We start from the raw sequence: 21653 nt of genomic DNA, 5'->3' as shown, positions 1-21653 counted from the left end.
CCCTCGAGCGGTTCGGCGCCGCAGCCGCGCCTCGCCGGCGCTTCGGTCGTATGGTCGTCGTTCAGTCCTGCGCCGCCATCCGGGCGAGCAATTGCTCACGTTCGGCGCTCGGGCGCTTCGGGCACGAGGTGCACATCTCGCACCCGGGAACCTCGTAGACCAGGCAGCACGAGATGCGGCGGACGAAGGTACGGTCGCCGATCTCGACGAATCGCGGCGCGGGCAGCTTGCCGCCGATCTCGGCGGCCAGCCGGGTCCCGGCCTCGGGCACGCCCGCGTCGATCGCCCGGTTGCCGATGGCGTCGGCGACCACCGCCCACAGCGCGGGCTGCCGCGCCCCGGAGACCGCCGCGATCTGAGCGATCACCGCCGCGAGCGTGTCGTGCAGCGCGGTGCCCGCCGCGGACCGTGCCGGGACGGATCGGTCCTGGTCCACCACCGCGGCCTCGACGTCGTGGAATCCATCACCGCATGGTTGCGCGCCGCCGCCCGGCACGAGGTCCTCGATCGAACCGGCACGCTCGCGGGTCGCGTCACCGGATCGGCCGTGGTCCTCGCGGTCGGCGTGAACGGCCGTCGAGGTGCCGCCGGACCGAGCGAGGTCATCGCCGGCCTCGGCGTTCGGCCCAGCGGTTTCGCCGACGATGTCGCTGGGTCCGGTGAAGACGATGCGGTCGACGCCGCCGTCGGGCCGCACATCGCAGCCGATGCGGTCCAACCGGGCCAGTGGCGCGCGTTCACCGGCGGCGTAGGCCCGTGCCACGGGCTCGACCAGCGCCGAGGCCACCATGCACCACCAGAGGGTGCCGCCGACCCGCGCCGCGCCCGTCCCCCAGGAGCGCCCCATCTCCGCGATGCGCGCGGTCAACCAGTCCGGGTCGGTGAGCATCCGGCCCGGGACGGTGTTCACGACATCAGGGGACTGCGCAACCATGGCCACTCGACTCCGATCCAGCCGCCGATCAATCCGAATGTTCCGAGAATCCACAGCGTCGCCACGACCAGCGCGGCGGTCGCCAGTGCGGCCAGTGTCTTGAACACCGGCCCTCGGGCGCCGTACCAGGCCATGACCTGCCGGTATCGGTCCCGCAGCCAGCCGAGCGCACGCCGCGCCCAGGAGAACTCGGTGGCCAGGATGCCGAGACCGGCGAAAACCATCGCCCAGCCGGGGCCGGGATAGGGAATCGCGACGATGCCGATGACGAGCACGATGGTCCCGACCAGCGCCACCACGATCCGGTAAACGAGGTTCAGGGTAGGTCGACCGCTCACCTTGTTCCGGAAGGCGCGCCAGGGGCCGGGCTTGGTGGACTGTTCCGGGTCCAGCTCGATGCTCACGGTTCCAGCCTAAAGCGCCGCCGGATACGACCCCGCCGAACTGCGCGGCGACACGAGAACTGCGCAGGTAGACGGCTGCCACACCGTCTCGGGCCACACACTGTGGGCTCGCGCTCACCGGATCGAGGACGCGACCGTTGTCACCGGTGCCCCCCGCGGCGCTCAACATGCCCACCCATGCGTGCACCCGCCCATCCGCTCGGGATGGACGGGTGCACGCTGCTGTCTGCCGACGACTCAGACGAGCGCGGCGGCGACGCGACGGCCGGATTCATCGATATGCGCGATCCCGTCGACGCTCACCTCGATCACCCGCGCGCTGGCGATGTCGAAGAACAGCCCCGACACCGTCACGCCACGTTCGGCGACCGCCCGGCTCACCACCGGATGCTGCTGCAGATGCTCGAGCTGCACCGCGATATTGACCATGCTCAGCTGGTCGACCTCGCCGAAGCCCGCGGCCGCGGCGGCCGCGCGCACCGGATGGCCGGCCCGGAAGCGTTCCAGGCTGGGCTGGGCGTGTTCGAGCCAGGCGTCGATCTCGGGTCCGCACGGCTGCCCGTTGTGCAGCGCCGTCATCGCTCCGCAGGAGGAGTGACCGCACACCACCACCGAGCGCACGCTCAGGTTCTGCAATGCGAACACCAGCGCCGATTCCACCGAGGCGTCGCCGGATTCGGGCACCAGGTTGCCGACGTTGCGCACGGTGAACAGATCACCGGGCCCGCTGTTGGTGATGATGTTGGGCACGATCCGCGAATCCGAGCAGGTCAGGAAGAACGAGTCCGGATCCTGCCGGTCGCGCAGTTCGTCCAGGTGCGGTCGCACCAGGTGCGCGTGGCTGCGGTGGTAGGCCGCGATACCGCTGACGATCGGATCGTGGACGTCGTCGCTGCCCTTCTTCTCGTCGCGGTCGTTCATCCGCCACGGTCCGAGCACATCGTCGAGGACCACGCGGCCGAAGCTGCGCGCGGGCGGTGCGCTGGTGGCGGCTTCCATCCGCGCCGAGCCGATCTCCACGAAATCGACTGTGCCGCCGTTGGCCTCGTGCTGGCGGGCCCAGTCGATGATGGCCTCGTAGGCGGCGTGGTCGAGGAAGTCGACGGTCATCTCGACGGTGACGCCGACCCCGGCGGGCACCTTGGCCAGCGTGGAGGACAGTTTCGGCAGGGCGAGGAAGGTGCACGAGCCGTCGATGCTCACCAGCCAGCGGTCGCTGCCGGGCAGCGGTTTGGCGTCGATGACCACGCGCACGACCCGCCACAGCAGCAGCGCGAACGCCAGTGCCAGGCCGATCAGCACGCCCTCGAGCAGGTTCAGGAAGACGACCGTGGCGATGGTGACCAGGTAGACCACCAGATCGCCGGTGCGATGCGCCATCTTGATGTGCGCGATCTTGACCAGCTGCACGCCGATCACGATCAGCAGACCGGCCAGTGCCGCCAGCGGGATCTGCTGCACCAGCCCGGCCAGCGCGACCGAGAACAGCAGCACCCACACGCCGTGCATGACCGCCGACGCCTTGCTGCGCGCACCCGCCATCACGTTGGTCGAGCTGCGCACGATGACGCCGGTGACCGGCAGGCCGCCGAGCAGGCCGGACAGCATATTGGCCGAGCCCTGGCCGATCAGCTCGCGGTCGAAGTTGGCGCGCGGACCGGTGTGCATCTTGTCGATGGCGACGGCCGAGAGCAGGCTCTCCACGCTGGCGATCAGCGCGAAGGTGAGGATCATGATCGCGACGGCCGACCAGTTGCCGCTGGGGATCTCCGGCAGCCCGATCGCGTCGAACAGTGAACCCTCCAGCTTGATGCGCGCCACGTCCAGCGGCAGCACCAGCGAGAGCACGGTGGCGAGCAGGATGGCTACCAGCGGTCCCGGCACCACTCGAATGCGTTCGGGCACATACTTCCAGCCGAGCATGACCGCGATGACGACCAGCCCGATGAAGGTGCCACCGGCGTGCAGCGAGCCCAGCTGCGCGGGCAGCGTGGAGATATTGGCCCAGGCCGAGCTCTCCGAATCACCGCCGAGCAGCACGTGCACCTGCTGCAATGCGATGGTGACACCGATACCGGCGAGCATCGCGTGCACCACCACCGGCGCGACGGCCAGCGCGGCGCGGGCAATGCGGCTCAGACCGAACAGGATCTGTAACGCACCGGCCGCGACGACGATGAAACCGGTGATGCGCCAGCCGAATTGGTTGATGGATTCGGCGACGATGACGGTGAGACCGGCAGCCGGACCGCTCACCTGCAGGACGGAGCCGCCGAGCGAACCGGCGACGATACCGCCGATCACGGCGGCGATGAGACCGGAGGCGACGGGCGCACCGGAGGCGTAGGCGATGCCGAGCGAAAGCGGCAGCGCGACAAGGAAAACCACGATCGACGCGGGCAGATCGTAGCGCAGGATCGAAGACAGACGGTCGGACAGGGTGGATCCGGACTCGGAGTCGCCTGGCGGTGACAGCGGCGGGTTCGGATCGATCTTGGTAGCCATTGTTCTCCTTCGCCGACTCGGCAGGCGCCGAGGTCGGTTGACGATCAACATGTCCAGTCGGGCAAGGACCGCGAACCGGCATCTCGCGGTGAAGAGGCTCTCGGCACGGCGGCGGGCCGAGATTTAAACCACAACAATGATATTAGTAAAGACTTAGCAAAGCCTGAGAAGCGGACATTTCGTACGTTTCACCACAATCCGACCAGAGCGTGTGCTGTCTCACAGTGTCACCGCCTCTGTGGCGCGTGCCTCCCCGGTGTCCGGTCGGGTCGAGTGATGTTCGGGCGCGCCGCTACTCGCGCATGCGATGCGGCCGGACCGGACCCGGCACGGTCATCGCACGGCGTTCAGCAGCATCCGGACGGCGCGCACACGGCGCAGGCCCGCGACGCGGGCTGCCATCCGAAGTTCCTGCACTGCGCGCGAATTCGCCTGGTCGAGAACATCGCGACAGGCCGGTCGAGGTGGCTGCGCATGGCCGCCGGGCAATGACGAGGTCCGTGATGCGGGATCGGTGTCGGTCGACATATTTCTCCTTCGCCGGTCCGGCCACGGCCGATCCGGTTCATCGGTGGAACATGCACTGGCATCGAGATCGAGCGCGGGCGAAGCGGTGGCGCGGACACTTCGTGACTACCGAGACGCCCGGGCAACGCGGAACAGACCAATGGTAAAGACTTACCAAAGCTGGTGAAAAGGCTTTGGGACTCGAAGATGACAACCGCTATCAAACTGTGACACACGCCACAGTCGAAGGTTTGTCAGTCATGGGAAATCCGGCGCCCTTGCTGTAGCCGGACGCTGCGTGAGAAATCGAGGCTTGGCTACAGGCTCCGAAACCAAGAAGAGGCCCTGACCGGGTTTTACCTGGTCAGGGCCTCTTTTCGTGTGGTCCCAGCTGGGATCGAACCAGCGACCTTCCGCGTGTGAGGCGGACGCTCTCCCGCTGAGCTATGAGACCATCATCGACCGGCGAGCGGTCACTCGGACCGTGCTGCGGGGCACCGTCCGAACGAGTAGGAACCTTAACACGCAACCCCCGCCGACCACCAAATCGCCCCTCCCGCAGTGCCCCCGGGCGGTCGTCCCCGCGTCGGGCCGGCGGGGCGCGAGGTGGCCGAACCAGCACCTGGCGCAGGCGATCCGAGCGGCGCCGGCGTTACCGACCCGGCCGGGCACGCCCGGCGGCACCCTCCGTACCGGCGAGGGTCCCTCCGGCCAACGCAACGGAACTACCGCCGTGTAATTCGATTTCGGGCCCTCCTACCAGCGGATTTGTACGTTACGGCGAACGTCGGCTAATGTTCTGTCTCGCACCACGGAGGCGAACAACCCGCCACCGGGATGCAGAATGCGGATGTAGCGCAGCTGGTAGCGCATCACCTTGCCAAGGTGAGGGTCGCGGGTTCGAATCCCGTCATCCGCTCGAGAGGTAGGGCCAGGCAATAATTATTCGCCGTCCCCCTTTGCGCGGTGGAGTGGCCGAGTGGTGAGGCAACGGCCTGCAAAGCCGTGCACACGGGTTCGATTCCCGTCTCCACCTCGCGCGATTAGCTCAGCGGGAGAGCGCTTCCCTGACACGGAAGAGGTCACTGGTTCAATCCCAGTATCGCGCACCACATGAAAGTCCCGGCTCCGGCCGGGGCTTTCGTGCTTTCCAGGGCCTTGCCTGCCCTATCTCCCCGCGAACCGATGGCCGACTCCGCGGATCGAGCCGGCCGAACTCGTCGGTGCCCACCGCTAGGCTGACGCCGACAACGGCGAACCGACCGGGTGACCGGTCCACGGCAGAAGGTCATGTGGGTGGCGACAGATCAGGTTCGGGACCAGCAGGGCGCCGGGCAGCCGGATGCCGCCGACACCGCTGACGGCATGGTGGACGACCTGGCCGAACACCTGAACTTCGCCCTCGACGACATCGACGAACACCTGGCCCGCCTGATCGACGATTACGCCGTCGACCGCCCACGCGGCGCAGAAATCCTGCGACTACGCCTCGGGATCGGCGACCAGTGCCCGGAAACGCTCACCCGGATCGGGGCGCGGTTCGACTTCTCCCGGGACCGGATCCGGCAACTGCACACCAAAGCGGTCGGCGAACTCATCCGACAGGCCAAACTCACGGGCGAGCTCCCCGCGGCCGAGTTCGCGCAGCGCTATCCCACCACCGCCAAGGACCAGCAGCTGGTACGGGCGCTGCTCACCGAAACCTACGTCACCGCAACCGACCTCGTCGCCAACGAACTCTCCTACCTGAAACTGCGGCTGGCCGGGCACGAGGCAGCCGACGCCAAACGCGTCTCCGGATTCGTCGCGCAGCGCCTGGCCGCCTGGCGCAAGAAGACCAACCACCGACTGGCCAGGCTGCACGACGGCGCCCCCTTCCCCGTCGGCCACGACCACGCCTGGCTCGACCGCATCGACTGGCCGCCGGACGCCGCCTCCCCCGCGGCCCTGCCCACCGACTCCGCACGCACCCTCGACGGCGACGACGACGGGCGCGGCCGCTTCTACCTGGACAAAGTGGGCCGAGATGTCGGCTTCGATTCCGGCCTGGAATCCCGGCTGCTGGGTGTGCTCAATGCCGACGAACAGATCAGTACGTTCCAGGAGAACCCCGACGCGGTGCTCTACCGGGTGGACGGCGAAGAAGGCGTCCACTTCCCCACCGCTGCCGCCCGGCTCGCCGACGGCCGCATCGCACTGATCGATGTACAACCGCTCGGCCGGGTCGCCTACCGCGACTACCGCGCCCGAGCCGCCGCCGCCCGCGCCTACGCGCACGGCAACGGCTGGGGCTGGCTGGTGTGGACCGGCTCGACGATCGGTGTGGCCGACCTGGCCGAGCGCCGCGTCGACGCCGCGCTGGATGCCCGCCTGACCGAGTTGGTCGAGCAGGGTGCGGCCTCCTGGGCCGCGCTGCGTCAGCTACGCGCCGACGCCGGCCTCACGCCGCTGGATCTCGCGGCGGCGGTGCTGCGGCACAACTGGTCGTGGGATCGCGGCTCGCACCGGCTCAGCGCATCACCAGCGTCGCCGTCATAAAGGTCACCAGCAGCATCATCGCGAAGATGGTGATCAGCTGCCATTGATTGATCGTCTGATGCAATCGGCCGATCGCGGCACGCAGCGCACGCTCGGAGCGCTGCTGGTCGATGAGTTTGCGATTGGCCTCGGCCACCGCGTCGGCGTGCTTTTGCACGGTGTGCTCCGAGCGCTCCATCCGGTGGGTGAGCTTGGCGATCTGTTTGGTCTTGTCCCGCAACGATTTCCGCGACATCGCCAGCGCGGTGCGCTGGTTCACCAGCTCCTGGCGCTGACGGGCGATCAACATCGCCTGCGTCTTGGTGTGCTGCTCCCAATCGGTCACCGATGCCCATCCCTTCCTCAACTCGTCGCGGTAACCCCACGCGACCTCACCGTCGACCCACTGACGCAGGAACTCTCGCAATTCGTAAGGCTCCTGCCGCGGCACCACCACACCCTCGGGACCGAGCTCCAGCACACCCGAGACGGTGCGATAGTCGCAAGCGTTGGGTTCGAGGTCCTCGATACCGAGTGCGGGCAGCTGCGCCACCCAGAAACCGGGCGCGCACAACCACAGCACTCCGGCGAAGCCGATGGCCCGCAACCGGTCCGTATGTGCCTGCGCCAGTTCCTGAGTCAGCGGTCCGGTGCGCACCTCGATGGCGTACTGGCTGTCACCTTTACGCCAGTAGACGTCTACGGTCACCGAGCCGATCCGGCGGTCCACCACGGCCTCGTCGGCGCCGAACGCGAGCATCCGCGCGGCCAGCCAGAACTTCAGTCGCTGCACATCCCACTGCGCGGCGACACACCGTGCGCACCCGCACCCGTAGCCCGCCGGTGACTCTCTGGCCGGCCGTGTTTTCCCTGGTCCGTCCGATATCCCCAGCTCGGCAAGGATTGTCCGGCGCCCGCACGCGTTGTCTGTCCGCTGCTTCGTCTGCACGCGACCACCCACCTAACCCATCCCATAGCGACCTGCCCGGCACAGACCGGCACTTTCCAGGGTGCGGCAACCGGCCGGTCCCCGCCACCCTTTCACCGTGAGGCGTTATCCAGATGCGACGCGCCCGCGACCGGCCTGCCGCCGCGGTGTGATGTCGGCCGCGTCCGGATCGGCCTCGGTGGCGGGTCCGCGGGTGAGGATCGTGCGGATCAGCCCGCGCAACCATAGATGACCGCTGTCGGCGGTGTTGCGGGGATGCCATGCCATGCCCACCGAAATGCCCGGCAACGGCAGCGGAATGTCGAAGGGACACAGCCCCAATGGGCCGAGCAGGCCCGCGCTGAGCCGGGCCGGAGCCGGGCAGACGAGTCCACCCGCGCGCACCGCGAGCAGCGCCGTGACCAGATCGGGGACGGTCGCGACGACGCGGCGGGTGCGTCCGTGCAGGGCGAGCCGGTCGTCGATGGGACCGCGGGCGCGCCCGACCCGGGAGATGCTCAGATGCGCCGCGCCGGCATAGGCGGCGACGGTCACCTTGTCGGTGATCAGCGGGTGCTCCGGGCTCGCCACGCCGATCCAGCGGTCGAGCAGGACGTGCTGGACGACGGTCTCCGGGTCGGTGTGGTCGAGGACGCCTACCTCGACGTCCACCCGGCCCTCTCGCAGCGCGCCCGCACCGTCGATGGTGTCGGGCACGAAGTGCAAGGTGACGCCGGGCGCCTCGGCGCGTACGGCGGCCAGCAGCGGCGCGGACAGCTCGGCGAGTACGCCGTCGCCGGCCCGGATGGTGAACCCGCGCTTGAGGGTTGACGGGTCGAGGGCCGCGCGCGGAGTGAGCAGCGTGCGGCCTTGGTCGACGAGGCGGCTCACCTCGTGGCGCAGTTCCAGCGCCCGTGGGGTCGGCACCAGGTTGCGTCCGGCCCGTACCAGCAGCGGATCGCCGAGCACGCGGCGAAGGCGCGCGAGGGTGCGGCTCATCGCGGGTGCGGAGGTCTGCAACCGTTCGGCCGCCAGCGTGACGCTGTTGGTTTCCAGCAACGCGTCCAGCGCGACCAGCAGGTTCATATCCAGCGACTCCACCGGCGGATTATCGCCAGCGCAAGAGTCGGCAGCAAACTTGCCGCGCCGGATAAGCCGCAGCCCAGGAGGCCGGGTGCGAGCAGATGATCCGCCCGAGGTCCCCGCAACAGAGGTCGAGGGCAGCATCTTCGTCTCGACCGGTTGTGCCCGGCCTATCGCCGATCTCGGCACTCCCGCGAGTCGGGCGAACCGCTGCCGCAGGCCCTGGCACCGCACGCGGGTTGCCGCATGCCCGCGGCCGGTGTCGGAGCAGACGAGCCGGCGGGCGTCAGGAGTCGCCGGCGTAGGCGTCCTGCGCTATCGGCGCACTGTTCAGCGGCGGGGCGCTGGATGTGCGCCGGTTGCCGAGCACCTGGTAGGCGGCCGGCCGGATGGGCCGCACCCACTGCGCCGCCCGCGCGCCGCGTGGCAGCTTCACCCCCAGGTCGGCGAGCATATCGTCGAGGTTCTGGATGGCGAACGGTTCGATGGCGGTGCCGTGCGCGTGCTTGCCACCGGTGCGCTCGTGCAGCCAGGCCAGCCTGCGGTCGGTGTGTTCGGCCATGGCCTCGGCGCTGGGCAGGGTCAGATCACCGGTCAGCAATGCGGCGGTCCAGTGCGCGGCGACCTCGGCGCCGAGCGCGCTGATCAGCGAGGAGTTGTAACCGGCGAAGCTGAGGTGGGGCACGCCGAGCGGCAGGATGTGCCGGTACAGGCGGAAGTTGCCGTTGTCGTCGGTCAGCTGCCGCTGGATGTAGGGCGTCAGGAACGGCACCCGCTGCTGGAAGCCGGTGGCGCAGACGACGATATCGGCCGGGATGCGTTCACCGTCGGACAGGATCGCCGTCGGCCCGGCGGGACCGGCATGCAGTTCGGCGATCGTCGTTTCGCGCCGGACGGTGATGCGTCCCTCGGCGACCTGCTCGAAGAAGCCCTCGGTGGCCACGCTCACCGACTGGTCGGCAATGGATTCGATCGTGCTCTGCGGCATCAGGCCGAGCTCGTCCAGTCGCAGGCGTTTGGCGGCCAGCGCCTGCACCAGGTCCAGATTGCTTTCCCGGAACGACCGCGCCGGACCGTGCAGGAAACGTTCGAAGCGGCCGGGTTCCTGGTGGCGGAAGTGCGCCTCACCGGTCCGGGTCAGCAGCAGCCGTTCGGCATCGATGCCCTTGGCCAGTGTGCGCGGCAGCTTCCAGGTCAGGCGGCGCGCCAGCACGGTGGTCGAGGCCGCGACGTGGCTGACGGCCTCGGCCAGATCGCAGGCCGAGCGCCCGTAGCCGACGATGACGACGTTCTGATCGCGCACCGCCTCCACATCGACGAACTGCGAGGCGTGTCCGAGCGCGCCGCCACCGGCCTGATAGGCGTCCTCACCACGGAAGTACGGCATATAGGGCTCGTTGAACACCCCGTTGGCGATCACCAGGTGATCGCAGGAGGTGCGGTGGATCCCGTCACCCTCGCGAACTTCGAGCAGCCAGCCGCCGTCCACCGGGTCGGCGGCCACCACCTCGGTGCGCAGCCGCAGGGTGTTCTCGAAGCCGAACCGGCGCACGTACCCGGCCAGGTACTCCTGCATCTGCTGCCCGTCGGGCACACGCGGCCAGTCGGCGGGCATGGGATGGTCGGAGAAGTGGTAGGTGTGCTTGCTCGTCTGCGCACGCAGGCCCGGATAACGCCTGGTGGCGCTCCATACCCCACCGACGTCGGGGGTGCGGTCGAACACCTCGACCGAAAAGCCCGCCCGACTCAGCACTTTCGCGCAGGCCAAACCTGCGATACCCGCACCGACGATTCCGATACGGTTCCCGCTCCTCATGCGCAGGAGACTACGTCGCCGCGGCCCGCCAGCAAAGCGGAGCCCCGGTCACGGGGCCCGCAGGACCCGTGGCGGGGCCGATCCGGGCGGACACCGCGAAGCCGCGCACGGTGATCGCCGGACGTAGCGAGGTGGTTGCGGTCGGCACGGTGCCACACCCGGCAAACTCGGGGCACTCGCCATGGTTCGTGCTGTACTGGACATATGAGCAACACCCCAGTCATCGTGGACCGGGCCGGACTATGGGATGCCGAGGCACTCAGCGATGTCGCCGCGGCGACCTTCCCGCTCGCGTGCCCGCCCGGCGCGACCGCCGACGATATCGAGATCTTCATCTCCGAGGTGCTGTCGGGCGAACGATTCGGCGAGTACCTGTCGGATCCGTCGCGCACGGTGCTCAAGGCGGTCGCGGGCGGTGAGATCGTCGGTTACGCGATGCTGGTCGGCGGCGAACCCGCCGATCCGGAGGTCGCGGCGGCGGTCACTCCGCGGCCGGTGGTCGAGATCAGCAAGATGTATGTGCTGCCGGGCCACCACGGGACCGGCGTGTCCACGGCGTTGATGGTGGCGGCGCTCGACCGGGCTCGCGAGGACGGCTATGCGGGGGTATGGCTCGGGGTGAATCAGGAGAACACCCGGGCGCAACGCTTCTACGCCAAACATGGTTTCGACACCGTCGGCACCAAGACCTTCACCGTCGGCAACCAGGTACACCACGATTACGTGATGCAGCTGGTGTTCTGAGGCCGGCTCAGGCCAGCATGCGCGCTTTCAAGGTCGCGATCTCGGTGTCGGTCAGGCCGAGACCGGTGCGCACGTAGTTGTCGAAGCTGCCATAACTGGCAGCGGCTTGGTCGAACGCGGCATCGAGCCAGGCGGCGTCGACACCGTTGAGCAGATCGCCCGGTTCGGCGCCGCGGTACCGGTTCGACAGCAGGTAGTCCTCGGTGACGGTGGCGCGGTCGACGCCGAGCACGCTCAGCAGGACCGCGGCCGTCCAGCCGGTGCGGTCCTTGCCCGCCGTGCAGTGGAACAGCACGGCGCCTCCGTCAGCGGCCTGCGCGTTCTCGATGACGTCACGCAGCACCGACGCGATGGCCGCGTTGGCGCCGGGGGCGGTGATGAAGGCGCGATACATCTCGGCGCCGCCGGCCAGGCTCGAGACCAGTTGCGGCAGTGGCGCGCCACCGATCACGTCGTACCAGTTGGCCCGTGCGCCCGCGGGGACCCGGTCCGGGGCGAGCGCGCGTTCGTAGACGGTGCGCAGATCGTCGACGTCGCGGACTTTGCGTTTGGACAGTTCGGTGAGATCCGCCGCGGTGAGGTGATCGAGTTGATCGGTTCGGAACACCAGTCCGGGGCGCACGGTCCGACCGTCGACGGTGCGATAGCCGCCGAGGTCGCGGGCATTGCGGGCGCCCTCGAGGTGCAGGGAGCGGTCGATGGCGAGCGTGCTCGACGCCGACGGCGGCTCGGCGGGCGCGACGGCGGCGGTGGGCCCGAAGGCGATCGCCAACCCGGCGACCAGTGCGATCGGCACACGCAGCCCGTCACCGACCATGGTGGAACGGTGGACCATGGCGAAGCTCCCCTCATCGGCGCGCGGTGCCCGGCCTGTTATGCCCACGGCTCCCACGGCAATTCCCGCCCAGCAAACCAAGCCGGATACCTTGCGGTCAACCCCGTTTCGGCGAGTCGCGGCCGATCATGCCGCGTCGCATCCGGACCGCTCCAGCGGCCCGACGTGGCGATACTCCGCGACCGCCACCGCACTCGTTCGGCTCAGGCCGTCACTTCGAACCGCGACAGGGCCAGCAGACGCGAGATCGCGCGCAGGTACTTCTTGCGGTAGCCACCATCGAGCATCTCCTGCGAGAAGATCTCGTCCAGCTTGGCGCCGGACACCGTGACGGGCACGCTGGCGTCGTAGAGCCGGTCGGCCAGCACCACGATGCGCAGCGCCACCGCCTGATCGGTGACCGGATGCACGCCGGAGATGTAGACCGAAGAGACGCCGGCGATCAGCGCACCGTACTTGGACGGGTGCAGGGTGCTCAGATGTTTCAGCAGCTCGTCGTAATCGTCCAGCGTCGAACCGGGGGTAGCGGCAGCGCGTTCGGCGAGCTCGTCCGGCGAGGTCGGTTCGGGCGCGGGCGGCAGATCGCGGTGACGGTAGTCGGGGCCGTCGACGCGCACGGCCTCGAAGATGGCGCCGAGCTTCTTGATCTCGCGCATGAAGTCCTGTGCGGCGAAACGGCCCTCGCCGAGCTGGCCCGGCAGGGTGTTGGAGGTCGCCGCGATGGACACCCCGCTGGCCGACAGTTCGGTGAGCAGGCGCGAGACCAGCATGGTGTCGCCCGGATCGTCGAGCTCGAACTCGTCGATGCACAGCACGCTGTTGGCGCTGAGCCGCTCGACCGCGTTGGTGAAGCCGAGCGCGCCGACGAGGTTGGTGAGCTCGCCGAAGGTGCCGAACGATTTGGGTGCGGGCGCGCTGTGGAAGATCGAGGCCAGCAGGTGGGTCTTGCCGACGCCGAAGCCGCCGTCGAGGTAGAGGCCCGCGCCGTCGACCTGCTTCTTCTTACCGAACAGGCTCTTCTTCGAGGCGGCCTTGTGGATCTTGGCGACCTGCCCGGCGAACTCCTCGGCCTTGCGCACGGCGGCGGCCTGGCTGGGTTCGTTCGGATCGGGGATGTAGGAGGCGAAGCTGACCTCGTCGAACATGGGTGGCGGCACCATCTGGGCGACGAGTTGATCCGCCGGAACCTCCGGATGGCGATCGACGAGGCGTTCTTGCATGGGCGAAGCCTAATGACGTGGTGTGATCTGTCTTCATGCAGCGTATCCACAATGCGATCCAGCTCACAGGACTGACCGACGAGGAACTCTTCCAGCTCTACGGCTACCCCACCGGCCTCGACCGTCCATGGGTGCGAGCGAATTTCGTGTCGAGCATCGATGGCGCCGTCACCAGCGACGGCCTGTCGGGCGGATTGGGCACCGACGCCGACCGCAGGGTGTTCCTCGCGCTGCGCGAGCTGGCCGATGTGGTGCTGGTCGGGGCGGGCACCGCGCGCGCGGAGAACTACGGCCCCGCCAAGACCGATCCGGCGCTGCGGCGCAGGCTGCACGAGCTGGGGATCGGCGGCCATCCCGAGGGCACGCCCCCGCCCATCGCGGTCGTCACCGCCAGCGCCGCGCTGGACGCCTCCGGACGGCTGTTCCCCGAATCCCCCGCTGCGCCTGCCGGAACACATTCCGGCGCGGTGCCCGACTCCCCCGGTGATCCGGCAGCGCAGACGCCCGGGACACAGGTCTCGAACCAGGTCGCCCCGCTGATCATCACCACGGCGGCCGCCCCCGCCATCCGCAAGCGGCAGCTCACCGATGCCGGGGCGGAGGTGATCGAAGCCGGTGACGTGGCGGTGTCGCCGCAGGCCGTGCTGGACGCGCTGGCCGAGCGCGGGCTGACACGGGTGCTGTGCGAGGGCGGGCCGCGATTGTTCGGCGATCTGCTGGCCGCGGACTGCATCGATGAACTGTGCCTGACCACCGCGCCGGTGCTGATCGGCGGTACCGCGCCGCGAATCGCGCTGTCGCGCGAGGAGTTCCGGGTGACGATGCGCCCGGCCCACATTCTGCTGGACGAGGACGCCACGACGCTCATCCGGTGGGTGCGCACCTGAGGGCCTGTGTGAAACACGGCACGAGACCTGGCAGGGTGTAACGCATGCGCTGGACTCGGGCCGTGGTACCGGCCTCGATACTTTCGATCATGATCGCCGGATGCGGGGCCGGACCCTCGGATCGCCCCGGCGTGGCCATCGAACGTCCGCCGGTCGCGGGCGAGGCCACCACCTCGGCCGCCGCCGCGCCGCCGCCGCAGGCCGAGGTGCCCAAAACCGATCTGAACTGGCGGGAATGCACCACGCCGACGCTCGATCTGCTCGGGCTCGGCCCCGCGCCCGAGGGGCTGGTGCTCGAATGCGCCGAGTATTCGACGCCGATCGACGCCTCGGGCGCGATTCTGGGTTCCTTCCGCAACGGCGCCATCCGGGCCCGGCTGCCGCAGACCCCCGCCGATGCGGCGCCGGTCGTGCTCACCTCCGGCGCCGACCGGTCTTCCACCGCGACTCTCGCCGGGCTGGCCATCGGCCCGGCGAACGCGATCCTGGCCCAGCGCCCGATCGTCGCGGTCGACCGGCGCGGCATCGGCAGCTCGCAGCCGATCGACTGCCTGCCGCCGGAAATCCGCACCGCCATGCACGACAACGCCCAGTTCTCCCCCGGCGGCGACCAGATCGCCACGATGGCCGAGCTGAGCCAGGACGCCACCATCGCCTGCCGCGACTTCCTCCAGCCCTACGACGGCACCTTCGACGCCGCGCACGCCGCCGACGACATCGAGCAGCTGCGCAAGCAGTGGCAGGTCGAGCACATCGCGTTGCTCGGCACCGGCAACGGGGCGCTGGTCGCGATGGCCTATGCCCGCAAGTTCGGCGACCATCTGGCGCGCCTGGTACTGGATTCGCCGCACGCGGTGGGCGTGGACGCGGTGACCAAGGGCGAACAGCAGGTACAGGGTGCGGAGGCGGCGCTGACGGCGTTCGCACAACGCTGCGTGGGCCTGAACTGCTCGCTGGGACCCGATCCGCGCGCAGCGGTCACCGCACTGCTCGGAAAGGCCACCGCCGGGCAGCTCGGCGACATTTCGGCAAACGGCTTGCTCACCGCGATCACCGGCTTCCTCGGCAGCCCGCGCGGCGACCAGAACAACCGGGTGACCGAACTCGCCGACGCACTCTCCGCCGCCGACCGCGGTGACCTCGCGCCGCTGGAGAATCAGGTCCAGCGCGCCACCTCGGCCACCGCCGACGACGGCCAGTTCGTCAACGGCTGCACCGACACCCAGCAGCCGCCCACCGCGAACCAGGCCGCCGGGCTGGCCGAGGACTGGGGCGCCAAGTACCCGGTGTTCGGTCGCGCCGCCGCGATCTCCCTGCTGACCTGCTCGGCTTGGCCGGTGCTGACCCCGCCGGCGGCCCCGGAGAAGCTCGCGGTTCCGGTGCTGGTACTGGCCGGGGTGGCCGATCCGGTCAGCGGTGCCGGTCAGGCGTCGGTCACCGGCGCGCTCGGTCGCGCGGGCGCCCGTAATGCCACCCTCACCTGGCAGGGTTACGGCCATCCGGTGTCCAACCACTCCGGCTGCGCGCAGCGGGCCGTGGTCGAGTATCTGAAGGACGCGAAGCTGCCCGCCGACGGCACCGCCTGCCCGGCCTGAGCGGCGCGATGCACGCGCGTTCGGGCCGCGATGCGGCGCCCTCGCAGAGCCCGCCCCTGGCACGCCGGGGCGGGTCCGGGCAACCATCTGGGCACGATCCGGTGTACCGTGCCCCAGTGTTACTTCGACAGCTCGAGCCCCGGACAGCTCGCACCACCGCCGAGGTGATCAAGTTCGCACTGTGGCCCCTTGCGGTCATGACCGTGCTGAACAGGGTCCTCATCAAGGCTGTCAATGGTTTCGTCACGGACGATTACAAGCCCGTCTACCAGGCGTCGCTGGACTTCCTCAACGGTCGCGCGGTCTACACGGCCAACTTCGACTCGGTCGATCCGCACTACCTGTATCCACCGAGCGGCACCCTGCTGATCGCGCCCATCGCCATCATCGACTACGAAAAGTCGCGGTGGCTGTTCATCCTGCTGAACGCGGTGGCCATCCTGATCGCCTGGTATCTGCTACTGCGGCTGTTCAACTACACGCTGAAGTCGGTCGTCGCGCCCGCGCTGCTGCTGGCCATGTTCATGTCCGAGACCGTAATCAACACGCTGGTCTTCACCAACGTCAACGGGTGCATCCTGCTCGGCGAGATGATCTTCATCATCCTGCTACTGCGACGCAGAGATCTGTGGGCCGGCGCGATATTGGGGTTGACGGTCGCGGTCAAACCAACGCTCGCCCCGCTGCTGCTCATCGCTGCCGCACGTCGGCAGTGGAAGGTGTTCATCACCGCTATCGGCGTGCCGCTCGTTCTCAATGCGATCGCATGGCCGCTGATGAAGGATGCGAGCTCGTTCATCACCCGTACGGGGCCGTATCTGATGGAGACGCGCGACTACTTCAACAGCTCGATCGCGGGCAACTCCGAGTACTACGGGCTTCCACCGTGGCTCAGCTGGGGAATGCGCCTGATGCTGGGCGCGATCGTTGCGATCACTTTGTGGCTGTTGTACCGCTACTACCGCGATGACGAGCTGTTCTTTGTCTGCACGAGCTCAGGTGTCCTGCTCACGGCATCTTTCCTGCTGTCGCTGGGGCAGATGTACTACTCGATGATGTTGTTCCCGTTCCTGATGACGGTGGTGCTGCGCAACTCCGTCCTGCGCAACTGGCCGGCGTGGCTGGCAGTCTTCGGGTTCATGAGCTACGACAAGTGGCTCTCCGACCGCTGGCAGAGCATGGGGCGCAACCTCGAGTACCTGCGCATCACGTTCGGCTGGACGTTGCTGCTGATCGTGGTGTTCTGCGTACTCGGTGAGCGGTATCTGGCCGCGCGCCGGGAAGGCCGGCTGCAGTTCGGCATCGATCCGGCGTGGATAGCGACAGCGCCGGATCTGCGAGGATCCGCCAGGTCTATCGCGGATGAGCCCACGAACGCCGTCGACGCCGGGCAGGCAAGCTCATCCGGCTCGCTCGACGGCCGACCGCGTGATCGAGCCGGGTCAGCGCAGAACAACACAGCGACGGCGGAGGACAAGCGCATTACCGTGGAGTGATGAGCTCCGAATCGGATACCTCCCTGCCCGCCCCGCGGATCCGGCTGACGCCGCAGGAGTGGAGGGCCAAGCTGAGTCCCGAAGAGTTCGCGGTGCTGCGTGAGGCGGCCACCGAGCGGCCCTTCGTCGGCGAATACACCGACACCAAGACCGAGGGCGTCTACACCTGCCGGGCCTGCGGCGCCGAACTGTTCCGCAGTACGGAAAAGTTCGACTCGCACTGCGGCTGGCCGTCGTTCTTCGATCCGGCCGACTCCGACGCGGTGATCCTGCGAGCGGACAATTCGCTCGGCATGCGCCGGGTCGAGGTGCTGTGCGCGAACTGCCACAGCCACCTCGGGCACGTCTTCGAGGGCGAGGGCTACCAGACACCCACCGACAAGCGGTACTGCATCAATTCGATCGCGCTGCGGCTGCACCCCTCGGACACCGCAACCCGCCAGTAACCCGACGTGCCGTGCGCAAACGGTACGCAACCATGCGTGAGTGCGCATGCCCCGAAAGTTCGGGGCATGCGCGATACACCGGTCAGGGCAGTGCGGTCATCAACTGTTCGACCTCGACGCGCGGGCCGGTGAAGAACGGGACTTCCTCGCGCACGTGCAGGCGGGCCTCGGTGGCGCGCAGGTCGCGCATCAGGTCCACGATGCGGTGCAGTTCCGGCGCCTCGAAGGCCAGAATCCACTCGTAGTCGCCGAGCGCGAACGAGCTGACGGTATTGGCCCGCACATCCGGGTAGCCGCGGGCCGCCTTGCCGTGGTCGGCCAGCATCTTGCGGCGCTCCTCGTCGGGCAGCAGGTACCACTCGTAGGACCGCACGAACGGGTAGACGCAGATGTAGTTGCCCGGATCCTCACCGGCCAGGAAGGCCGGGATGTGGCTCTTGTTGAACTCGGCGGGCCGGTGGATGGCCACGTTGCTCCACACCGGGGCGCTGGCCTTGCCGAGGGCAGTGGTGCGGCGGAAGTCGGCGTAGACCGCCTGGAGGTCTTCGACTCGTTCGGCGTGCGTCCACAGCATGAAGTCGGCGTCGGCGCGCATCCCCGCGACGTCGTAGATGCCGCGCAGCACCACGCCGCGATCTTCCAGGCCGTCGAAGAAGGCACGCGCCTCCTTGATCGCGGCCTCCCGGTCATCGCCCAGCGCACCGGGCTGGACCTGGAACACCGAGAACATCAGGTACCGGATGGTGGAATTGAGAGCCTGGTAATCGAGTCGCGCCATACCCCCATCGTGCCACTCGGGACTTTCGCTGCTGCTGCCGTCCCCGGCCCAGCCGTCGGCGCTCGCGGTGGGCGGGCCGATCGCGCGACCTGCGCACGAACGCCGGGTCAGCGACCCACAACCGCGAATCAGCGAGACAGCACCCCTCGGCCGCCCAGCCGTTGGCGGCCCAACCGTCACTGCCACACGGCTGACGGGCCGGACGCGCGACCTGCGTTCCCGAACGCCGGCTCGGCAACCAATCCGATTCAGCGAGGCGGGCACCGCCCGTCTATGCAGCCCGCCGGTCCAGCAGCCCGACGGAGCAGGTCTCCTCGAGCCAATAATTCATCCTTTTCTGAATACATATTTCGATGTACTGTTTGCTCATGGAGACCTCGCTGCACCACGACGCGTTGGCACGGTTCGGTCACGCGCTATCCGATCCGACGCGCACCCGGATCCTGCTGAGTCTGCGCGAAGGTCCCGGTTATCCGTCGGAGCTGGCCGAGCAGATCGGCGTGACGCGCCAGATCCTGTCCAACCATCTCGCCTGCTTGCGCGGATGCGGACTGGTGGTCGCGGTGCCGGAGGGGCGGCGCAATCGCTATGAGCTGGCCGATGCCCGGATCTCGGCCGCGCTGTCGGATCTGCTCGGCTTGGTCCTGGTGGTGGATCCGGCGTGCTGCCCGGACGCCGATACGCAGGAGTGCTGCTGATGGATTCACTGGGCATGCCCACGGTGCAGGCCGGTCCGGGCGCGGATCGAAAGGCGCTGCTGGCGCGGCGGATCCGCTGGTTCGTCGCCGCGACCATCTCCTACAACGTGATCGAGGCGATCATCGCGCTCACCGAGGGCGTGCGCGTGTCGTCGACGGCGCTGATCGGGTTCGGGCTGGACTCGGTGATCGAGGTCTCGTCGGCAGCCGCGGTGGCGTGGCAGTTCGCCGGACGCGATCCCGCCAAGCGGGAGAAGATCGCGCTGCGGATCATCGCGTTCTCCTTCTTCGCCCTCGCCGCCTACGTCACCGTCGAATCGGTCCGCGGCCTGCTCGGCATCGGTGACGCCGAACCTTCCCCGATCGGCATCGCGCTCGCGGCCGTGAGCCTGGCCGTCATGCCGGTGCTGTCCTGGGCGCAGCGCCGGGCCGGCCGCGAACTGGGTTCCGCCTCCGCCGTCGCCGATTCCAAGCAGACGCTGTTGTGCACCTACCTGTCCGCGGTGCTGTTGATCGGCCTGCTGCTCAACAGTCTCTTCGGCTGGTCGTGGGCCGACCCGATCGCCGCCCTGGTCATCGCCGCCATCGCCGTGAAGGAAGGTCGCAACGCCTGGAAGGGCGATGCGTGCTGCGCCGTGCCCCCGGCCGCACTCGGCGCGAGCGGGCGCGCCGGACACGACTGCGACTGCTGCGACAGCTGATCGCTCGGCCGCTCCGACGGCGGCCGGTCAGCTCAGCGCAGCCGCGATGTGGTGAGCGGCGGCGGTGGCGGAGGCGACGCAGGCGGGCACACCGACGCCGTGCAGGTACGCGCCGGTGATCGCCAAGGTGTCGAATTCGGCGGTGGCGGACTCGATCTCGGCGATGCGCTCGGTGTGTCCCGGCGCATACTGCGCCAGGGCGCCCGGCCAGCGCTGGACGGTCGCCGACAGCGGGGAAATAGGCACTCCGGTGACGGTCGCGAGGTCGGCGACCGCGGCTGCGACCAGTTCGCCGTCCGGCCAGGCCAGGACCGCGTCGTCGCCGAACTTGCCGAAAGAGGCGCGGACCAGCGCGATCTCACGTTCGGCCAGATGCGGCCATTTGCGGCTGGACAGCGTGAATGCCTTGGCGCTCAACGGTTCTCCGGTGGCGACGAGGACGCCGGAGTTCCGCGGCAGCGGCGTGTCGCGGGGCAGGGCGAGTGCCACCACGGCCGAGGAGGACAGTTCGATCCCGGCGAGAAGCGATGCCGCGGCCGGCACTTCCTCCGCGAGCAGCCGTGCCGTCACCGGGGCAGGCGTGGCGAGGACGACGGCGTCCACCGCGCCCACCGGTTCGAGCCGCCACCCGGCGGCCGTCTTGGTGAGGCCGGTGGCCTCGCCGGTGACGAACTTCGCACCGGAACGGTCCGCGAGCGCCTCGAGCAGCACCCGATACCCGTCACGGATGCCACCGAACACCGGTGCGTCCGACGGCGGCGGCAGCGCGGCGGAGACCGCGGCGGTCAGGCTGGGTGCGCCCCTATCCAACGCGGCCGCGAGGCCGGGCAGCGCCGCGCGGACGCCGATGGAGCGCGAGCTGCCCGCATACACCCCGCCCAGCAGCGGGTCGACGCTGCGTTCGGCGACCTCGGCGCCGAACCGGTCCGCGACCAGGCTGTACACGTCGATATCCGAACCCGGCCGCCAGCTGAACGGCTGCTCGGGTTCGGCGGCTACCCGCTCGAGCGTCGCCTCCGACACCAGCCCGCGCAGCGATTCGGCATCGGACGGAATGCCCATCAGCGTCCGCGCGGGCAGCGCGTGGGTGCGCCCCTCGGACCAGATCAGCGGACGCAGCCCGGCGGGCCGCACCAGCTGATCGTCGAGCCCGAGCTCCGCCAGCAGCTCGATCACCTCGGGCCGGCGCCCGACGAACGCCTCCGCCCCCAGATCGACTGGATCACCGTTGATCTCACCGGTATAGAGGATTCCGCCCAGCCGATCGCCGCGCTCGAGCACGACGATCTCGACGTCCGGCCCGAGCAGCCCGCGCAGCCGATACGCCGCGACCAATCCGCTGATACCACCGCCGACGACCGCGATTGTCATACCTCGACGGTAATCCCCGCGGAGCTGCCGTCGACGCGGTGGTCGGCGAAACGGCCGGGAAGGCACGCGCCAGTCGGGCGGGCGCCGCTCAGCCACCCGACGGATGCGCAGCGTGGTTGCGCGGGAACGCGGCGCGGTGCGGATCGGCACGGTGCCATCGTGATAGCTGCGCGACAGTCACCGCGAGT

Annotated in this window: 19 protein-coding genes and 4 tRNA genes; 11 read left to right on the top strand and 12 right to left on the bottom strand. The window is 68.9% G+C overall.

Annotated features, from left to right (window positions below):
* Positions 1-61 precede the first annotated feature (61 nt).
* The 5 genes from FEK34_RS09180 to FEK34_RS09160 form a co-directional block, all read right to left on the bottom strand.
* A complete protein-coding gene (locus tag FEK34_RS09180; RefSeq protein WP_138447381.1) occupies positions 62-910 on the bottom strand; it encodes a (2Fe-2S)-binding protein in 849 nt (282 codons plus the stop codon).
* Positions 907-1338 carry a TIGR02611 family protein gene (locus tag FEK34_RS09175; protein ID WP_138447380.1) on the bottom strand — a complete coding sequence of 144 codons (432 nt, stop codon included), beginning with the start codon at positions 1336-1338 and terminating at the stop codon, positions 907-909. The genes FEK34_RS09180 and FEK34_RS09175 overlap by 4 nt, the downstream gene beginning before the upstream one ends.
* A 237-nt stretch (positions 1339-1575) precedes the next feature.
* Complete coding sequence (locus tag FEK34_RS09170) at positions 1576-3843, bottom strand: SulP family inorganic anion transporter (RefSeq protein ID WP_138447379.1); 2268 nt, start codon at positions 3841-3843, stop codon at positions 1576-1578.
* Between the two features lie 333 nt (positions 3844-4176).
* Entirely contained in the window at positions 4177-4371 is a 195-nt protein-coding gene (locus FEK34_RS09165) for a hypothetical protein (RefSeq protein ID WP_138447378.1), read from the bottom strand.
* A 361-nt stretch (positions 4372-4732) separates the two neighbouring features.
* A tRNA-Val gene (locus tag FEK34_RS09160) sits at positions 4733-4804 on the bottom strand.
* A 392-nt stretch (positions 4805-5196) separates the two neighbouring features.
* Here FEK34_RS09160 and FEK34_RS09155 point away from each other — a divergent pair.
* The 4 genes from FEK34_RS09155 (at position 5197) to FEK34_RS09140 (ending at position 6888) form a co-directional block, all read left to right on the top strand.
* A tRNA-Gly gene (locus FEK34_RS09155) sits at positions 5197-5269 on the top strand.
* Between the two features lie 46 nt (positions 5270-5315).
* Positions 5316-5386: transfer RNA gene (locus tag FEK34_RS09150), tRNA-Cys, on the top strand.
* A gap of 1 nt (position 5387) precedes the next feature.
* A tRNA-Val gene (locus tag FEK34_RS09145) sits at positions 5388-5462 on the top strand.
* A gap of 184 nt (positions 5463-5646) precedes the next feature.
* Complete coding sequence (locus tag FEK34_RS09140) at positions 5647-6888, top strand: sigma factor-like helix-turn-helix DNA-binding protein (RefSeq protein ID WP_249358897.1); 1242 nt, start codon at positions 5647-5649, stop codon at positions 6886-6888.
* Here FEK34_RS09140 and FEK34_RS09135 read toward each other — a convergent pair.
* From FEK34_RS09135 to FEK34_RS09125, 3 genes are all read right to left on the bottom strand, one after another.
* Entirely contained in the window at positions 6860-7660 is an 801-nt protein-coding gene (locus FEK34_RS09135) for a hypothetical protein (RefSeq protein ID WP_249358896.1), read from the bottom strand. The two genes, FEK34_RS09140 and FEK34_RS09135, sit on opposite strands and share 29 nt — an antisense overlap.
* Positions 7661-7921: 261 nt before the next feature.
* Complete coding sequence (locus FEK34_RS09130; RefSeq protein WP_138447377.1) at positions 7922-8896, bottom strand: LysR family transcriptional regulator; 975 nt, start codon at positions 8894-8896, stop codon at positions 7922-7924.
* Between the two features lie 268 nt (positions 8897-9164).
* Positions 9165-10694: a flavin-containing monooxygenase gene (locus FEK34_RS09125; protein ID WP_138447376.1), complete on the bottom strand. Its 1530-nt coding sequence runs from the start codon at positions 10692-10694 to the stop codon at positions 9165-9167.
* Between the two features lie 204 nt (positions 10695-10898).
* Here FEK34_RS09125 and FEK34_RS09120 point away from each other — a divergent pair, with 204 nt between their 5' ends.
* The gene (locus FEK34_RS09120) at positions 10899-11438 is read left to right on the top strand and encodes a GNAT family N-acetyltransferase (RefSeq protein ID WP_138447375.1); all 540 of its coding nucleotides are present in this window, start codon (positions 10899-10901) and stop codon (positions 11436-11438) included.
* 7 nt (positions 11439-11445) lie between these two features.
* On the opposite strand, the gene FEK34_RS09115 is transcribed toward FEK34_RS09120, so the two are convergent.
* Entirely contained in the window at positions 11446-12273 is an 828-nt protein-coding gene (locus tag FEK34_RS09115) for a tyrosine-protein phosphatase (protein WP_138447374.1), read from the bottom strand.
* Between the two features lie 203 nt (positions 12274-12476).
* Positions 12477-13493, bottom strand: a complete 1017-nt coding sequence (gene zapE, locus FEK34_RS09110) for a cell division protein ZapE (protein ID WP_104359247.1) — start codon at positions 13491-13493, stop codon at positions 12477-12479.
* Between the two features lie 35 nt (positions 13494-13528).
* Here zapE and FEK34_RS09105 point away from each other — a divergent pair, with 35 nt between their 5' ends.
* The 4 genes from FEK34_RS09105 (at position 13529) to msrB (ending at position 17917) form a co-directional block, all read left to right on the top strand.
* The gene (locus FEK34_RS09105) at positions 13529-14380 is read left to right on the top strand and encodes a pyrimidine reductase family protein (RefSeq protein WP_138447373.1); all 852 of its coding nucleotides are present in this window, start codon (positions 13529-13531) and stop codon (positions 14378-14380) included.
* A gap of 89 nt (positions 14381-14469) precedes the next feature.
* On the top strand, positions 14470-15975 hold the full coding sequence (locus FEK34_RS09100) for an alpha/beta hydrolase (protein WP_138447372.1): 1506 nt from the start codon (positions 14470-14472) through the stop codon (positions 15973-15975).
* A 101-nt stretch (positions 15976-16076) separates the two neighbouring features.
* Positions 16077-17471 (top strand): glycosyltransferase family 87 protein, encoded by a 1395-nt coding sequence (locus tag FEK34_RS09095; protein WP_249358938.1) that lies wholly within the window; start codon positions 16077-16079, stop codon positions 17469-17471.
* On the top strand, positions 17471-17917 hold the full coding sequence (gene msrB, locus FEK34_RS09090; RefSeq protein ID WP_138447370.1) for a peptide-methionine (R)-S-oxide reductase MsrB: 447 nt from the start codon (positions 17471-17473) through the stop codon (positions 17915-17917). Before FEK34_RS09095 ends, msrB begins: the two co-directional genes overlap by 1 nt.
* A gap of 82 nt (positions 17918-17999) precedes the next feature.
* Here msrB and hemQ read toward each other — a convergent pair whose 3' ends face one another.
* Positions 18000-18695, bottom strand: a complete 696-nt coding sequence (gene hemQ, locus FEK34_RS09085; RefSeq protein WP_138447369.1) for a hydrogen peroxide-dependent heme synthase — start codon at positions 18693-18695, stop codon at positions 18000-18002.
* A 368-nt stretch (positions 18696-19063) separates the two neighbouring features.
* Here hemQ and FEK34_RS09080 point away from each other — a divergent pair, with 368 nt between their 5' ends.
* Together FEK34_RS09080 and FEK34_RS09075 are read left to right on the top strand one after the other, a co-directional pair.
* Positions 19064-19393, top strand: coding sequence for an ArsR/SmtB family transcription factor (locus tag FEK34_RS09080; protein WP_138447368.1), 330 nt, complete (start codon positions 19064-19066; stop codon positions 19391-19393).
* Positions 19390-20094: a cation transporter gene (locus tag FEK34_RS09075; protein WP_138447570.1), complete on the top strand. Its 705-nt coding sequence runs from the start codon at positions 19390-19392 to the stop codon at positions 20092-20094. Before FEK34_RS09080 ends, FEK34_RS09075 begins: the two co-directional genes overlap by 4 nt.
* Positions 20095-20121: 27 nt before the next feature.
* On the opposite strand, the gene FEK34_RS09070 is transcribed toward FEK34_RS09075, so the two are convergent.
* Positions 20122-21465 (bottom strand): protoporphyrinogen oxidase, encoded by a 1344-nt coding sequence (locus FEK34_RS09070; RefSeq protein ID WP_138447367.1) that lies wholly within the window; start codon positions 21463-21465, stop codon positions 20122-20124.
* Between the last annotated feature and the right edge of the window lie 188 nt (positions 21466-21653).

This window comes from Nocardia cyriacigeorgica (assembly GCF_005863245.1).
Lineage (GTDB): Bacteria > Actinomycetota > Actinomycetes > Mycobacteriales > Mycobacteriaceae > Nocardia > Nocardia cyriacigeorgica_C.
This window is presented reverse-complemented; position numbering and strand designations above follow the sequence as displayed.

What these genes read in the sequence shown, in the direction of transcription:
- FEK34_RS09170 (WP_138447379.1), bottom strand. Translation starts at nt 3,843, where the DNA reads ATGGCTACCAAGATCGATCCGAACCCGCCGCTGTCACCGCCAGGCGAC.
- FEK34_RS09165 (WP_138447378.1), bottom strand. Translation starts at nt 4,371, where the DNA reads ATGTCGACCGACACCGATCCCGCATCACGGACCTCGTCATTGCCCGGC.
- FEK34_RS09125 (WP_138447376.1), bottom strand. Translation starts at nt 10,694, where the DNA reads ATGAGGAGCGGGAACCGTATCGGAATCGTCGGTGCGGGTATCGCAGGT.
- FEK34_RS09120 (WP_138447375.1), top strand. Translation starts at nt 10,899, where the DNA reads ATGAGCAACACCCCAGTCATCGTGGACCGGGCCGGACTATGGGATGCC.
- FEK34_RS09115 (WP_138447374.1), bottom strand. Translation starts at nt 12,273, where the DNA reads ATGGTCCACCGTTCCACCATGGTCGGTGACGGGCTGCGTGTGCCGATC.
- zapE (WP_104359247.1), bottom strand. Translation starts at nt 13,493, where the DNA reads ATGCAAGAACGCCTCGTCGATCGCCATCCGGAGGTTCCGGCGGATCAA.
- FEK34_RS09105 (WP_138447373.1), top strand. Translation starts at nt 13,529, where the DNA reads ATGCAGCGTATCCACAATGCGATCCAGCTCACAGGACTGACCGACGAG.
- FEK34_RS09100 (WP_138447372.1), top strand. Translation starts at nt 14,470, where the DNA reads ATGATCGCCGGATGCGGGGCCGGACCCTCGGATCGCCCCGGCGTGGCC.
- msrB (WP_138447370.1), top strand. Translation starts at nt 17,471, where the DNA reads ATGAGCTCCGAATCGGATACCTCCCTGCCCGCCCCGCGGATCCGGCTG.
- hemQ (WP_138447369.1), bottom strand. Translation starts at nt 18,695, where the DNA reads ATGGCGCGACTCGATTACCAGGCTCTCAATTCCACCATCCGGTACCTG.
- FEK34_RS09080 (WP_138447368.1), top strand. Translation starts at nt 19,064, where the DNA reads ATGGAGACCTCGCTGCACCACGACGCGTTGGCACGGTTCGGTCACGCG.
- FEK34_RS09070 (WP_138447367.1), bottom strand. Translation starts at nt 21,465, where the DNA reads ATGACAATCGCGGTCGTCGGCGGTGGTATCAGCGGATTGGTCGCGGCG.